General features: G+C 66.7%; 13 protein-coding genes and 2 pseudogenes. 7 read left to right on the forward strand and 8 right to left on the reverse strand.

All coding sequences use genetic code 11. From position 1 onward, the window contains the following. A partial coding sequence (locus U4Z31_RS36195) for an ROK family protein (RefSeq protein WP_321812914.1) occupies positions 1-1234 on the reverse strand: 1234 nt, incomplete at its 3' end. 376 nt (positions 1235-1610) lie between these two features. Between U4Z31_RS36195 and U4Z31_RS36200 the strand changes: the two genes are divergently transcribed. The 4 genes from U4Z31_RS36200 to U4Z31_RS36215 all read left to right on the forward strand — a co-directional run bounded on the left by U4Z31_RS36200 (position 1611) and on the right by U4Z31_RS36215 (position 4308). After that, positions 1611-2492 (forward strand): NmrA family NAD(P)-binding protein, encoded by an 882-nt coding sequence (locus tag U4Z31_RS36200; RefSeq protein WP_124489833.1) that lies wholly within the window; start codon positions 1611-1613, stop codon positions 2490-2492. 33 nt (positions 2493-2525) lie between these two features. After that, complete coding sequence (locus U4Z31_RS36205; protein WP_321812915.1) at positions 2526-2900, forward strand: hypothetical protein; 375 nt, start codon at positions 2526-2528, stop codon at positions 2898-2900. Between the two features lie 72 nt (positions 2901-2972). Continuing rightward, entirely contained in the window at positions 2973-3686 is a 714-nt protein-coding gene (locus tag U4Z31_RS36210) for an SDR family oxidoreductase (protein ID WP_321812916.1), read from the forward strand. 160 nt (positions 3687-3846) lie between these two features. Beyond that, the gene (locus tag U4Z31_RS36215) at positions 3847-4308 is read left to right on the forward strand and encodes a MarR family transcriptional regulator (RefSeq protein ID WP_321812917.1); all 462 of its coding nucleotides are present in this window, start codon (positions 3847-3849) and stop codon (positions 4306-4308) included. A 259-nt stretch (positions 4309-4567) separates the two neighbouring features. Here the strand turns inward: U4Z31_RS36215 and U4Z31_RS36220 are convergent, their stop codons facing one another. From U4Z31_RS36220 to U4Z31_RS36235, 4 genes and pseudogenes are all read right to left on the reverse strand, one after another. Continuing rightward, on the reverse strand, positions 4568-4972 hold the full coding sequence (locus U4Z31_RS36220) for a cupin domain-containing protein (protein ID WP_321812918.1): 405 nt from the start codon (positions 4970-4972) through the stop codon (positions 4568-4570). 4 nt (positions 4973-4976) lie between these two features. Continuing rightward, positions 4977-5456 (reverse strand): carboxymuconolactone decarboxylase family protein, encoded by a 480-nt coding sequence (locus U4Z31_RS36225; RefSeq protein ID WP_321812919.1) that lies wholly within the window; start codon positions 5454-5456, stop codon positions 4977-4979. A gap of 150 nt (positions 5457-5606) precedes the next feature. Then, a pseudogene (locus U4Z31_RS36230) lies at positions 5607-5750 on the reverse strand (peroxiredoxin); the annotation flags it as partial. Positions 5751-5762: 12 nt separating this feature from the next. Then, positions 5763-7283 (reverse strand): PLP-dependent aminotransferase family protein, encoded by a 1521-nt coding sequence (locus U4Z31_RS36235; RefSeq protein WP_321812920.1) that lies wholly within the window; start codon positions 7281-7283, stop codon positions 5763-5765. A 192-nt stretch (positions 7284-7475) separates the two neighbouring features. Here U4Z31_RS36235 and U4Z31_RS36240 point away from each other — a divergent pair, with 192 nt between their 5' ends. Continuing rightward, positions 7476-8219 (forward strand): SDR family oxidoreductase, encoded by a 744-nt coding sequence (locus tag U4Z31_RS36240; protein ID WP_044848713.1) that lies wholly within the window; start codon positions 7476-7478, stop codon positions 8217-8219. Positions 8220-8302: 83 nt separating this feature from the next. Further along, positions 8303-9349, forward strand: a complete 1047-nt coding sequence (locus U4Z31_RS36245) for a LysR family transcriptional regulator (RefSeq protein WP_124489831.1) — start codon at positions 8303-8305, stop codon at positions 9347-9349. A 96-nt stretch (positions 9350-9445) separates the two neighbouring features. Here U4Z31_RS36245 and U4Z31_RS36250 read toward each other — a convergent pair whose 3' ends face one another. Then, on the reverse strand, positions 9446-11551 hold the full coding sequence (locus U4Z31_RS36250; protein WP_321812921.1) for a TonB-dependent receptor: 2106 nt from the start codon (positions 11549-11551) through the stop codon (positions 9446-9448). Between the two features lie 332 nt (positions 11552-11883). Here U4Z31_RS36250 and U4Z31_RS37290 point away from each other — a divergent pair, with 332 nt between their 5' ends. Beyond that, entirely contained in the window at positions 11884-12060 is a 177-nt protein-coding gene (locus U4Z31_RS37290; RefSeq protein ID WP_415750334.1) for a hypothetical protein, read from the forward strand. A gap of 43 nt (positions 12061-12103) precedes the next feature. Here the strand turns inward: U4Z31_RS37290 and U4Z31_RS36260 are convergent, their stop codons facing one another. Both U4Z31_RS36260 and U4Z31_RS36265 read right to left on the reverse strand, forming a co-directional pair. Further along, complete coding sequence (locus tag U4Z31_RS36260; RefSeq protein WP_321812922.1) at positions 12104-13048, reverse strand: LysR substrate-binding domain-containing protein; 945 nt, start codon at positions 13046-13048, stop codon at positions 12104-12106. A gap of 40 nt (positions 13049-13088) precedes the next feature. Further along, positions 13089-13230 (reverse strand): annotated as a pseudogene (locus U4Z31_RS36265) (amino acid ABC transporter ATP-binding protein); the annotation flags it as partial.

The following is a 13230-nucleotide window of genomic DNA, read 5'->3' on the forward strand; positions in this document are numbered from 1 at the left end:
AAGCGACCTCTTGCGTATCCAGGCCTGCACCGCGCAGGATGCCGGAGCGTGGTGAGAAGTTGAAGAACATCGGCAGCGTCGCGGCGCCGATCGCGCCGGCGTCGGCGCCGAACGTGCCGCGCACGAGTTCCGGCGCGCTGCGGGCTTCCGGCGTGATGTCGGCGAGCGCCACGCCCAGACGTTGCATGAGCGTGTCGAGCAGGCCGGCATCAACGTCCGAATCGAGGACGACGACCGGCAAATCGAGTACGGACAGCGCCCCGCGCAGCGCGAACGCGAGCGCATCGACGCAATCGTCGATCCATTCGTCGACGGCCGGCACGTTGCGTGCGATGCAGTCGTTGAGATCCGCGCGGTTCTCGACCTGCTCGCCGCAATGGCGGAGATGGCGAATCAGCGCGCTCAACGACGCACGCGTCAGGAGGATGTCCCACGCGCCGTGCGGCGCGGGCGCCGAGGGCAGGCGGCTCGGGTGTACGGGCATGACGGCGAAATCGCCGGCGTTGCCGGTGCGGCCGTGCAGGCAGTCGCCGTCGATCGCGATGCCGCCGCCGATCACCGGTCCGAGGAACAGATAGACGAAATTGTCGCGTTGCCGGCCGCAGCCATAGAACAGTTCGGCGATCGCGGCCGCGTTGCCGTCGTTTTCGCTGAACACCGGCAGCGGAATGACATTGGCGAGTTCCCGGGCCAGGTCGATCTCGGCCCACGCGCGGAAGGCTTCGGCCGGCAGGCCGAGTTCGCGCAGCCAGCTCCCCAGGTTGAACGGATGGGCCACGCCGACGCCCGCCAGCCGGTCGCGATCCTGCGCGGGCAGCAGCCGTTGCATCTCTTCGATGTCGCTGCGAACCAGTTCGAGCACCGTCGCGGGCGGAGGGAGCAGGGTGTCGTGGGAGCGGCAGCCGATGATCTCGCCCGCGAAGTTGACCAGCGCCGTTTCGATGCGCATGCGGTCGATGCGGACGCCGATGCCGAATGCCCCATTCGGATCGAGACGAATCAGCGACGCCGGCTGGCCGCGCTGGCCTTCGGTGCGGCCGGCGAATTCGATCAGTTTCGCGTCGGCGAGCGACGCGATGATGCCGCCGACAGCCGCACTCGTCATGTTCGCGTGGCGGGCGAGGTCGGCCTTCGACGCGCTGCCGGTACGGCGCAGCGTCTTCAGCAGCAGGCGCTCGTTGTAACGGCGCACGTTGACCGAGTTGCTGCCCTGGCCGATGTGCGGGCTTCGCATGGCGTCTCCCTCCATGTGGCGCCGCTTTCGGCGCATTAAATAAATCAAGTTGATTTATTTAAGCATGCGCTCGGCGTCCAGTCAGTTAGGTAAACCCCGGAAAGACATGCTTGCGGAAGATGGCGGGTGCCAGGTCTTGATCGGTCAGGTGTTTACCGGCACAAATTCTGATTTATGGGGCCGGATTTGAATGCCTTGCGGGTATTGGCTCACGGCACAGGCGCGATGCAAAGACCCACGCTATCCAGTGCGATCTCTGCCGACCCGAGCGTGATGTTATCTGGGGCCACAACAAAAAAACTTGACGATGAGAGCATATGCTCCTAATATCCGTCTCAAGGGAGCATATGCTCTCATTTTCGAACGGAGCGAAGCGATGAACGAGCCTGAAATTCTTGTGAGCGGTGCAACCGGACGCACCGGCGGTATTGCCATTGACGAGCTGCTCAAGATGCACAAACGCGTGCGGGCCTATGTGCGCACGGATGACGATCGGGCGGCAGTCCTGAGGCAGCGCGGCGTCGATGTCGCGGTCGGCGACTTCACCGACATCGACGCCATTCGGGCAGCGATGGAAGGCATCCGCTCGGCGTATTTCCTTCATCCGATCGCGCCGGGAATCATCGGGGCCGCGGCGTATTTCGCGCAGGCAGCAAAGGAAGCGGGCGTCACGGCGATCGTCAACATGTCGCAGATTTCCGCGCGCCGGGAGTCGCTGAGCCACGCGGCACAGGATCACTGGGTCTCCGAGCAGGTCTTCGATTGGTCGGGTGTCGCGACGACGCATTTGCGCCCGACCTTCTTCGCCGATTGGCTCGTCTATCCGCATTTTGCGCGGGAGATATGGGCCACGAAGAAGATCGAATTTCCGTTTGGCGACGGCCGTCACGCGCCGATTGCCAGCGACGATCAGGGCCGCGTGATCGCCCACATCCTCGCCAGCCCCGAAGGCCACGAGGGCAAGACCTACACGCTCCACGGACCCGTCGAGATGAACCACGTCGAGATCGCAGCCGCGATGAGCGAGGTTCTCGGCGCCCGGATCGAATACGCGCCGACTTCCATCGAGGCATTCCGGAACAAGATGGAAACCCTCTACAAGTTTCCGCCGTTCCTCACGCAGCATCTGGTCGAAGTCGCGCAGAACTACCACGACGGCATCTTCTCGGGCACCAACGACGTCGTCGAGAAGGTCACCGGAACGCCGCCGCTGTCGGTTCAGCAGTTCGTCGAGAAGTATCGGGCCGCATTCGTGTGAACACCTGCTTGAAACGAATCGGGAGGTTTGAACATGTCACCCGTCCAACCTGATCGTCATCCGTTTCTCGATGATCTGACGGCCGACGCGGAGCTGGTCAGCTCGGTGTTGCGCACTCCCGTAATCGGGCGCGACGAAATCCGGCTCGCCGTCGACGCCGTCGGGACCTTTTACGTGTCGCAGACGCCAACGTTCGTTCAAGCCGTCGGCTCGCGGCTTTTTCTCGAATACGAGGCCGTTCTGACGAGCGGCGAGACGTTGAGCGCGGTCGTGGTCGCCGATCGCAACGCCGACGGCTCGGTGCCGCGAGTCAGCGTGCGGATGAGCCCGCTTGGCGCCGTACTGACTCTCGCGACCCGTCTGCGGGAGTCGCTTTCGAAGCAGTTGCCGGAACACGTCTTTCTTTGAACGAGGCACCCGCGCGCTCGTGGATGGAGTCGACACTCTCCCGGCACGCGGCTTTTGAAACAGGAGCTTGTCATGGATATCAAGAACGCCGCCGTCTTCATCACCGGTGCCAATCGCGGCCTGGGCCTCGCTTTTGCACGCGAGGCGCTTCGGCGCGGGGCGGCGAAGGTGTACGCGGGTATGCGCAACACGAGCGGTTTCGACGAGCCGGGCATCGTGCCGCTCAGGATCGATGTCACGGATCCGGCGTCGATCGCCGAGGCGGCGAAACAGGCGACCGACACGACGCTGCTGATCAACAACGCGGGCATTGCCGCGCTGATCGACGGGCCTTTGTCGGCCGACGTGGAAGCGCAGTCGGCTCGCCTGTTCGATACCAACTACCACGGCGTGGTGCGCGTCACACAGGCCTTCGAACAGATCCTGGCGGCCCGGCCGCATGCCGCGATCATCAACGTGCTTTCCGACATCGTGTGGCTCCCGCGGCCCTATCTGACACCGTATGCCGCGTCGAAAGCCGCCGCCTGGAGCTACACGAACCAGCTTCGTTTTCACCTGCGCGAGCGTGGCATCCAGGTTCTCGGCCTGCACGTCGGGTTCGTGGATACCGATCTGACCAACGGCATCGACGTGCCCAAAGCCAGTCCCGAGGACGTCGTGCGACGGACCTACGACGCGCTCGCCGCCGGCAAGAGCGAGGTCATGGCCGACGAGGGGACAGCGGTGCTGAAGAGTACGCTCGCGGCCGAGATACCCGGCTACATCACGCCGCCGGCAGGATTTTGAACACCGCGGTCGACACGGGCCGGATTCGGCGGCGAGCCGCGAGGTGCGCAGATCGTAGGCCAGCGCCGTCGCTCCCGGCTATCATCGATAGCTGCCACCGTAGCTTCGCGCGACGCGCGCGTAGCGTTCGCGCAATCAACCGAAATCAGGAGTGCAACCGATGTTGCCCGTGAACCAGCCGCTCGGCATCGATCAATGCAACTGCTTCGCCGTCAGGAAGGCGAGCAGGCAGATCTCCCGACTCTACGATAGCCATCTCGAGCCGTCGGGTCTGCGCATCACGCAATTCCTCACCCTGGCCGCCCTGCACGAAGTGGGAAGTACCCCCGTCAACGCCCTTGCCGAACGGCTCGATATCGAACGAACGGCGATGGGGAAAATGGTCGGCTTCCTGGAGCGCGACGGCTTCGTCACGATCAAGCCCTCGCCCACCGACGGCCGAAGCCGCCTCGTCGAACTCACCGAGGAGGGCCGGCGCCTGCACGATAGAGCATCCCCACTCTGGCAGGCAGCGCAACGGGAGTTCGAGCGACTGAACGGTGCGAAGAATGTCACGGCGTGGCGAGAGCAGTTGAGAGGGGTGCTCGTCGGCGACGTGTCGATGGGATCGTCGCAAGATTGAGGTTTCCAATCCGTCGCGCTCATGTCCATGTGTCGCCCGCATCGGGCATCCGGCTGTACGCAGCCGATCCCGGCTTTTCAGCGAAGGGCCTTCAAAGGCGGGGCATGCGGTTTGCAGGACCGGTTGCCGGCTGTCCGCCGGTCGAGACGGCGGCGGCGGCGGCCGGCCAGCCCAGGCAAGCCGTCGCGTTGCGGAACGCATTCGCTCGCGGCGCCGAGCTGCCGTTTCCGGCCGACCTGGCGCCTCGACGACGATCCCGCTACTTCACCGGCGTGAGAACCGGCGCGTCCTTGTTCTTGATCAGGAACACGACGAATTTCGCCGGCTTCGTGCCGCTGGCGTTTCGTCCGACCGTGTGCACGTCGTCGGGGCCTTCGTGGAACGTGTCGCCCGCGTGGAGCGTGACCGTCTTGCCGCCGTTCAGGCCCATCACGATGCCGCCGTCGAGCACATAGACGAACGCGTGCGCGTCGTGGCGATGAACGGGGTCGACGCTGCCGGGCGGATAATCGACGACGATCATCTCCACTTCCTTGCCCGGATACTCGGGCAGCGGCTCCGTGGTCAGTTGCGTCACCTTGGCCTGCGGCGCGGCGGCAGCCGGCGGAACGGGCATCAGCAGCGACAGCGCAAGCGGTGCAAGCGCGAGCACGATGCGTTTCATGTCGTTACTCCAGGTTGGCCTTGTCGAGACCGAACATCTTGTCGAACGAGCCGGGCACCATCCGGAACGCGACGTTCAGCCGGTTCCAGCAGTTGATCGCACCGACGAGGACGGTGAGATCCGACAGCTCCTTCTCGGCAAAGTGGGCGCGCACGCGATCGTAGAGATCGTCCGGCACGCCGTGCGGCGAAAGCTGCGTCAGCGCTTCGGTCCATTCGAGCGCGGCGCGCTCGCGCGGCGAGAACAGCGGCGACTCGCGCCAGATCGCGACGTGATGCACGCGCAGTTCGCGCTCGCCGTGGATCCTGGCCATCTTGATGTGCATGTCGACGCAGAACGCGCAGCCGTTGAGGTGTGACGCGCGAATCTCGACGAGTTCGCGAACCGGCACTTCGATCGTCGTCTTCTGAAGCAGCCCGTCGAGTTCGACGAGCTTCTTCGTCAGCTCCGGCGATTGCTGAAAGTAGTTGATACGTTGCGTCATGATACGTTCTCCTGATTGCTGAAGCAGGGCTATCGGCGCTGCGCATGACCATTCATTGCGCGACCTGCCTGGCGACCATCGTAATTGCAGGTCCCACGAGCCAGTAGTGCCGGGAAGGTGCGCACTCTATTGCCGCTTCGGAACCAATCGCGCGCCGTGGAAGCACGCAGCGAAGGCCGCCGCGAACAGCTGTTCCGGATGGGTCCCGGTGCCGGGCCCGCCGAACTCGGCGGGCAGGCGCAGATCGACGGCGAGATTGCCGTCGTCCGAGCGGGCCACGCCGGAGGCCCGGCCGCACGCCGCGCGTCAGCCGTCGAGGCACGCAAGGAGCGTCCGTGCGTGACGGTGCGCTTCGTCCGCGTCGGCGACGTTCGCGAACCCGATGACGAGGCCGCGCGGCGTTTGCTGCGTATGGCTGTTCGTGTACCAGATCGACAGCGGCACGACCGCGAGCCCCGCGTCGCGCGCGCGTGCGGCGACGGCGACGTCGTCGACCGGCCCGTCGGGGCCGTCGGTGAACCGCACCGCGAACTGGATACCGCCCACCGGCAGTTCGACGATCATCCGCTTGCCGAACACCTGTCGCAACGCGTTCACGATTAGCGTGCGGCGCTCGCCGTACAGCGTGCGCATGCGCTTCAGGTGCCGGGCGAAGTGCCCCTGTTCGATGAAATCCGCAAGGGCCGCCTGCAGGAGCGTCGGCGAGCCGGCGTTCATGCTGCAGGCCACGCGTTCGACGCGTTCCACCGCACGTTCCGGCACGACCGCATACGCGAGCCGCAAGCCGGGATACATCGCCTTGCTGAAGGTGCTGCAATAAATCACGTGATCGCGCCGGTCGAGACTCTTCAGCGCCGGCAGCGGGCGGCCGAGATAGCGAAACTCGCTGTCGTAGTCGTCCTCGACGATCCAGCCCGACGTCTTTTCGGCCCAGTCCAGCAGCGCGATGCGCCGCGACAGCGACAGCGTATGGCCGAGCGGGCTCTGCCGCGACGGCGTCACGAGCGCGAAGCGCGCGTGCGCGTCCAGCTGCAGGCCGCGCTCGACGTCGATTCCGTCGGCGTCTACCGGCACCGGGACGAGTTCCACGCCGGTCTCGGACAGGAAGCTGCGTGCGAGCAGATAGCCGGGGTCCTCGAACCACACACGGTCGTTCGGGCGCGCGAGGCTGCGCAGCACGAGTTCCAGCGTCGCGCGGTAGCCGCTGGTGACGAACACCTGTTCGGGCACGCAGGTGACGCCGCGCGACAGCCCCAGATAGGTCGCGATGTGTTCGCGCAGCGGCCGGTAGCCGGCCGGATTCGGGTAGCCCAGCAGCGCGCGGTCGGCGCTGCGCGCGCGCAGCGACACGAGCCGGTGCCATACCTTGCGCGGAAACGCGTCGAGCGCGGGCAGCCCGGGCTGCAGCGGGCGCGGCTCGCCGCTCAGCGCGACGGCGATCGGTTGCGCGCGCGGCGGCGGCGGGCTGTCGCGTGACATGCCCGGCGGCTGGCGCAGGCCGGCATCCTCGGCGTGCCGGGCCGGATCGTCGGCACGCGAGGACGCCGCCCGCGTCACCGATTTCGGCAGTGACGGCGAGACGAACGTGCCGGCCGCGCCGCGCATCTGCAGATAGCCTTCGTCGACCAGGATCGTGTATGCCTGTTCGACGGTGCCGCGCGCGGTGTTCAGCTGCGTCGCGAGGCCGCGCAGCGCGGGCACGCGATCGCCGGGACGCAGGTGGCCCGCGGCGATCGCGGTTCTGAACCGCTCGCAGATCTGCAGATAGATCGGCAACCGATGCTGCCGGTCGATTTCGATGGTCAGGGTGGAGGGTTGCTCAGACATGACGGTCTCGCGGATGACGGGGACAGGCACGGCATGGATCAGTCCGATCGACGATTCTTGGCACTGCTGGATAGGACATGATTCTTCCACAATTGCGCCAAGCGATGGACGGTCATCGCCGCGTTCACCCGATCCGGCAGCCGTCACGCCCCGTCACATTCCACTGCAGTTCATTCGTCAGGAGATTTTGCGATGAAGATCGTCGTCATCGGCGGTTCGGGCCTGATCGGCTCGCGTGTCGTCACGCTGCTCGAGGAAGCGGGCCACCAGGCGCTCGCCGCATCGCCGCGCACCGGCGTCAATACCATCACGGGCGAAGGCCTGACCGACGCATTGACGGACGCCGACGTCGTCGTGGACGTCGCGAATGCGCCGTCATGGGAGCCGCAGGCGGTGCTCGATTTCTTCCGCACGTCGGCGCGCAATCTCGGCAAGGCCGAAGTGGCCGCGGGCGTGCGCCATCACGTCGCGCTGTCGATCGTCGGCTGCGACCGCATGCCGGAGAACGGCTATTTCCTGGCCAAGGTCGCGCAGGAGCAGGCGATCGAGGCGGCGGGCGTGCCGTACACGATCGTGCGCGCGACGCAGTTCATGGAATTCATCGGCGGCATCGCGGATGCCGGCACGGAAGACGGCACCGTGCGCATCGGTGATGGACTGTTCCAGCCGATCGCCGCGGAGGACGTGTCGGCCCTCGTCGCGCAGGCCGCGCTCGCCGGGCCGCAGAACGGCACGATAGAGATCGCGGGCCCGGATCGCGCGCCGTTCGCGGAAATCGTCGCGCGCTATCTGAAGTCGGTCGGCGACACACGCGCGGTGGTGACCGATCGCGACGCCCGCTACTACGGCGGCCGCGTCGAGGCAACGTCGCTGGTGCCGCTCGGCGCGGCGCGGCTCGGGCGCATCGGCCTCGACGCGTGGCTGGCGGGACGCTGAATCACGTTCGCACGCAGGCGCTTGGCCGGCGCATGCCGGCGACGCGCCGATCCATATGAGCAGCATGCTTGGGGGCAGCGGAAATGAATCATCCGGAAACATCGGAGCCCGACGTTCGTCGCGACCTGGCCGGTCGCGCCGATGCGCTGTCGGCGAGCTTCGGTGCGAGCTATGCGGGCATCCTCGCGTTCGTTGCGGTGGCGAGCGAGGGGAGCTTCACGAAGGCCGCCGAACTGCTCGGCGTCGGGCGGCCGGCCGTGAGCCGCAACGTGCAGAAGCTGGAGGCGCAACTGAGTACGCGGCTGTTCCAGCGGACCACGCGCACGACCGAGCTGACGTGCGAGGGCCGGCGCTTCTTCGAGAACTGCCATCAGGGCGTGGCGCAGATCGTCGAAGCGATGAACGACATGCTCGAGTTGCGGCAGGGGCCGCCGCGCGGCCTCATCCGCATCAGCTCGGCCGCGGGATTCGGCAGGAAGATCGTGGCGCCGCTGCTGGAGAAGTTCGCGGATGCCTATCCGGACATCATCGTCGATCTGCTGCTCGACGACCGGCCCGTCGACCTGGTGTCCGAGCGGATCGACGTGTCGTTCCGCAACGGGCGCATCGAGGACTCCAGCATCATCGCCCGGCAACTGATTCCGATGCAGATGGCGCTCTGCGCGGCGCCGTCGTATGTGGCGGCGCACGGGCTCCCGCAACGCATCGAGGACCTCGACCGCCATGAGTGCATCAATTTCCGGTTCGCGAGCGGGCGCCTGTTCGAATGGGAATTCAACGTGGACGGCCGCGTGCAGAAGTACCTGCCGACGGCGCGCCGCACGTTCAACGACGCCGATCTCGTGTTGCGCGCGGTGCTGAACGGCTCGGGCATCGCGCAGATGGCCGGCTACCAGATCCGCGACCATCTCGCGTCGAACGAACTCGTCGTCGCGCTGGCGCAGCATGTGCCGCAGGATCGCGGCCACTACATCTGCTATCTGAGCCGGCAACACCTGCCGACGCGCATCCGGATCTTCGTCGACTTCATGACCGAGCAGATCCGCGCGCTCGACCTGAACTGCATGACGCGGTTCAATCCGGAGATTCCGGTGGATGCGGCGGATGCGGCGCAGTGGCTGGCTGCCTGACGATTCGAGATGGCCGGATGCGCGCCCCGGCAGGTCGACGCATCGCCGAATCGCCGAATCCCGCCCCACACCCGCCCGTCGACGCGCCGCGCCGGCCTAGAACGAATACGCCAATGACGCGAACAGGCTGCGCGGCGCGCCAGGCGTGACCCACAGGCTGTTGTACGAGCTGACGTAGTACGTGCGGTTGAACAGGTTGTTCAGCACGACCCACGCGCGCAGATGCTTGTTGACCTGCACGTAGCCGTTGAGCTGCACGGTCGCGTAGGCGGGCAGGTCGAAGCCGTCCTGCGTGTTCGCGGTGTTGCCCGCGCGGCGCCCGACGTAGATCACGCCCGCGCCCGCGCCGGCCTTGTCGACGAGCGGCAGCGCGGTTTCGTACATCAGCAGCGCGCTGCCGCTCAGGCGCGGAATGTCGACGAGGCGCGCGCCCGGCGTCAGGACGGTGTCGCGCGTGACCTGCGCGTCGACGTAGGCGAGGTTGACGATGCCGCGCAAGCCGTGGCCCAGTTCACCGTTCCATTCGAATTCGACGCCGCGGCTGCGCACTTCGCCGGCCGCACGCGAGAACCCGGCATTCGCCGGATCGGCGGTCAGCACGTTGCGCTTGTTCACGTAGAACGCGGCGACGGTCGCGAGCCAGCGCGTGCCGGCCCACTTCACGCCGGCTTCGTAGCCGTGCCCCTTCTCGGGATCGAACGCGCGGCCGTTCGCGTCGGCGCCGTTGTTCGGCCGGAACGAGTACGCGGTGTTCGCATACAGCGACAGCGCTGCGCTGGCCTCGTACACGATGCCGAGCCGTGGGCTCAGCGCCGTTTGCAGCTGGCTCGTCGTCACGCCCTTCAGGCGATTCTCGACCGACTGGTGAAAGCGGTCCCAGCGCAGCCCGGCGAGCACTTTCCAGTGCGGCCCGAACGCGAGCGTGTCCTGCGCGTACAGGCCCTGGCCGTCGTCGCGCTCGAGCAGGTTCGTCGCGGTGCGCGGCACGGGCGCCGGCTGGCCGTACACCGGATCGAAGATGTCGATCGCATACGGCGCCGCGGCCGTCGGCGTCGAGCGCGCGACGAACTGATCGTAGTTGAAGCGATACGCATCGACGCCCATCACGAACGCATGGTCGATGGCGCCCGTGCGGGCCTTGCCGGCCACTTCGACGCGCCCCTGCACGTCGTTCGAGTGAAACGCGACCTGCCGGTAGCGGCGCCACAGCGTGCGGCCGTCCGGCTGCAGCGCGAACGCTTCGGACGAGCGGCCGGACAGGTCGGTGTCGCGCTGCGCGAAGCCGGCGTTGACCGACCAGTCGGCATCGAAGCGATGTTCGAGCGTGAACTGGTGCCCCGAGTTGCGCACGTCGTAGTCGCCGTCGCGCGGCTCGCCCAGGAACCGCGACGCCGGCACCGCACCGAGCTGCCCGCCGACCGCGACCACGCCGCGATCGAGCGGCGCGCGCTGGCGCGCGGTCTCGAATTCGTAGTGGAGCGTCGTGTCGGCGCCGATATCCCAGGTGAACGACGGCGCGAACAGGTAGCGCTTGCTCGACACCGTGTCGCGGAAGCTGCCGTTGTCCTCGTTCATCGCGACGAAGCGGTACGCGAGCGACTGCGTGACGGGGCCGGTCGAATCGAGCGTCTCGCGCAGCGCGCCGTAGCTGCCGGCCGACACGCCGATCGTGTTCGAGCGCTTGAACTGCGGCTGCTTCGTCGTGTAGCTGATGAGCCCGCCGGGGTCGCCGCGGCCGTACAGCGCGGACGCGGGGCCCTTGAGGACTTCCATGCGCTCGAGCGTCGCGGTGTCGCGCGGCACGCTGATGCCGCGATTCCACGAGAAGCCGTTGACGAGGTAGTCGGTGCCGGACGTGTTGCCGTCGCCGGCAAAGCCGCGCACCGCATAGTTGTCCCACAGCCCGCCGAAGTTGTTCTGCCGCGCGACGCCGGCGACCCAGTCGTACAGGTCTTCGCCGCGGGTGGCGGCCACGGTCTGGATCAGTTTCGTATCGACGCTGCTGACCGCGAACGGGATCTCCATCACGTCCGCCTCGGTGCGCGTCGCGCTCGTCGAGTCGGGCGCGCGAAACGGTGCCTTCGTGCGCTGCGCCGAGATTTCGACGGCCGGAAGCACCAGCTCCTGCGCATTGGCGACGTTCAGCCCGACCGTGCCGACGGCGATGGCCATCGGTGCGGCCGCCCAGTTCTTTCTGCTCATACCCGTCCCTGAGAAATTGGTTCGCGTTCGGGCACCACGAGCCGCGTTGCGCGGGCATCCGTGTTCCAAACGGTACATTTGCGCGCCGGAATTTAATGCAAATGAGAGTTATTTTCAATCGTAAGTTTGCGGTTGTTGTGTCCGGGTTGAATCGCGCAGGGACGCCCATCGGCATGACTGGCGGATCGGCGCGCGGCGCAGCACCGTGCCGGCCTCGCGGCTGACGGCCGGCCTGCGATGGGGCGGGTCCGACGGCTAGTCGGGGGTGATCACGGAATTCCGCGCTCGGCGCGGCCGTCGATCTGCTGAAACGCATCGGCGGCACGGCGCTCCTGTCCGAGACGACGGAATTCCACGACGCGGAGCATCGGCTGATCGCGCGCGCGGCTTCGCGCGACGAGGCGGGCCGTCTGGTCGACAGGTTTCAGGTGGGAGCGCTACGTCGCCGACGATGGCGGAGAAAGGAACGACAACCGTTTCCCTCACTGCGGGATTCGTCGACCGCATGACCGGGCAGATCCGCGTACGCGAGCGGCGCTCGCGTGACGCGGTTCAGTCCGGAAGTTCCGGCGATGGCGATGGCGATCGCGGAGACGGCGGCTCGGCCGGCGTGTCGCCGCAGCGCCACGCACGTTCGTCCGCGATCCAGTCGCCGAACAGCTGGATCTTCTGCTGCTGTTCGGTTCCGGCCGGATACACGAAGTAATAACCCATCCCCGTCGGCAACGCGATGTCGAACGGCATCACGAGCCGGTGCGCGGCCACGCTCTCGTCCACCAGCGTCCGGTCGCCGATCGCGATGCCGTAACCGTCGATCGCCGCGTGTGTGGCGAGATCCAGCGTCTCGAAGCTCAACCCGCGCGTCGAGTCGACGTGCGGCGCGCCCGCATGGTCGAGCCACCGCTTCCAGTCGCGGTGATCGCGTGTCGGATGCAGCAACGTGTGACGGAGCAGGTCGTCGAGGCTCGCGAGCGGCTGCCGGTCCAGCAGGCTCGGCGCACAGACAGGCGTGAGCCGTTCCTCGAACAACGGGATCGCATGCATGTCGGGGCCGGCGCCGGGCGCGTAGATCACCGCGGCGTCGAACGGCTCCATGCGGAAATCGACGTGATGCTCCCAGGTGGTCGTGATCTGCACCTGGAGTTCGGGATGCTCGGCCTGGAACCGCATGATGCGCGGCAGCATCCACTGCATCATGCAGGTCGGCACCTTCAGCGCGAGTTCGGTGCGCCTGCGCGACAGGCGCATCGACACTTCCTCGATGCGCGCGAAGCTTTCGCGCACGGTCGGCAACAGGAGCTCGCCCTCGGCCGTCAGCGTCAGCCCCTTGGGCGTGCGCTTGAACAGCGGAAACTGATAGAAGCTTTCGAGCGCGAGGATCTGCCGGCTCACGGCGCCCTGGGTCAGGCACAGGTGCCCGGCGGCGCGCGTGAAGCTGCCGTGTCGCGCGACGACGTCGAAGACCTGCAGCGCATTGAGGGAAGGCAGTCGTTTCATCGGGAGCATCGGCGTGGGACGGGCGGCGGCGCGGGATCGCTCAGTGCAGGATTTTCGCGAGGAAGTCCTTCGCGCGGTCCGACTTCGGATTCGAGAAGAAATCGTCCTTGCGGTCGTCCTCGACGATCGCGCCTTGGTCCATGAAGATCACGCGATGGGCGACCTTCTTCGCGAAGCCCATT

Origin of the sequence: Burkholderia sp. BCC1985 (assembly GCF_905339915.1) — a bacterium.
Lineage (GTDB): Bacteria > Pseudomonadota > Gammaproteobacteria > Burkholderiales > Burkholderiaceae > Burkholderia.

Bases quoted from the DNA above. Each gene is read 5' to 3' on its own strand.
- U4Z31_RS36200 (WP_124489833.1), top strand. From the start codon at position 1,611: ATGAACGAGCCTGAAATTCTTGTGAGCGGTGCAACCGGACGCACCGGC.
- U4Z31_RS36205 (WP_321812915.1), top strand. From the start codon at position 2,526: ATGTCACCCGTCCAACCTGATCGTCATCCGTTTCTCGATGATCTGACG.
- U4Z31_RS36210 (WP_321812916.1), top strand. From the start codon at position 2,973: ATGGATATCAAGAACGCCGCCGTCTTCATCACCGGTGCCAATCGCGGC.
- U4Z31_RS36215 (WP_321812917.1), top strand. From the start codon at position 3,847: ATGTTGCCCGTGAACCAGCCGCTCGGCATCGATCAATGCAACTGCTTC.
- U4Z31_RS36220 (WP_321812918.1), bottom strand. From the start codon at position 4,972: ATGAAACGCATCGTGCTCGCGCTTGCACCGCTTGCGCTGTCGCTGCTG.
- U4Z31_RS36225 (WP_321812919.1), bottom strand. From the start codon at position 5,456: ATGACGCAACGTATCAACTACTTTCAGCAATCGCCGGAGCTGACGAAG.
- U4Z31_RS36235 (WP_321812920.1), bottom strand. From the start codon at position 7,283: ATGTCTGAGCAACCCTCCACCCTGACCATCGAAATCGACCGGCAGCAT.
- U4Z31_RS36240 (WP_044848713.1), top strand. From the start codon at position 7,476: ATGAAGATCGTCGTCATCGGCGGTTCGGGCCTGATCGGCTCGCGTGTC.
- U4Z31_RS36245 (WP_124489831.1), top strand. From the start codon at position 8,303: ATGAATCATCCGGAAACATCGGAGCCCGACGTTCGTCGCGACCTGGCC.
- U4Z31_RS36250 (WP_321812921.1), bottom strand. From the start codon at position 11,551: ATGAGCAGAAAGAACTGGGCGGCCGCACCGATGGCCATCGCCGTCGGC.
- U4Z31_RS36260 (WP_321812922.1), bottom strand. From the start codon at position 13,048: ATGAAACGACTGCCTTCCCTCAATGCGCTGCAGGTCTTCGACGTCGTC.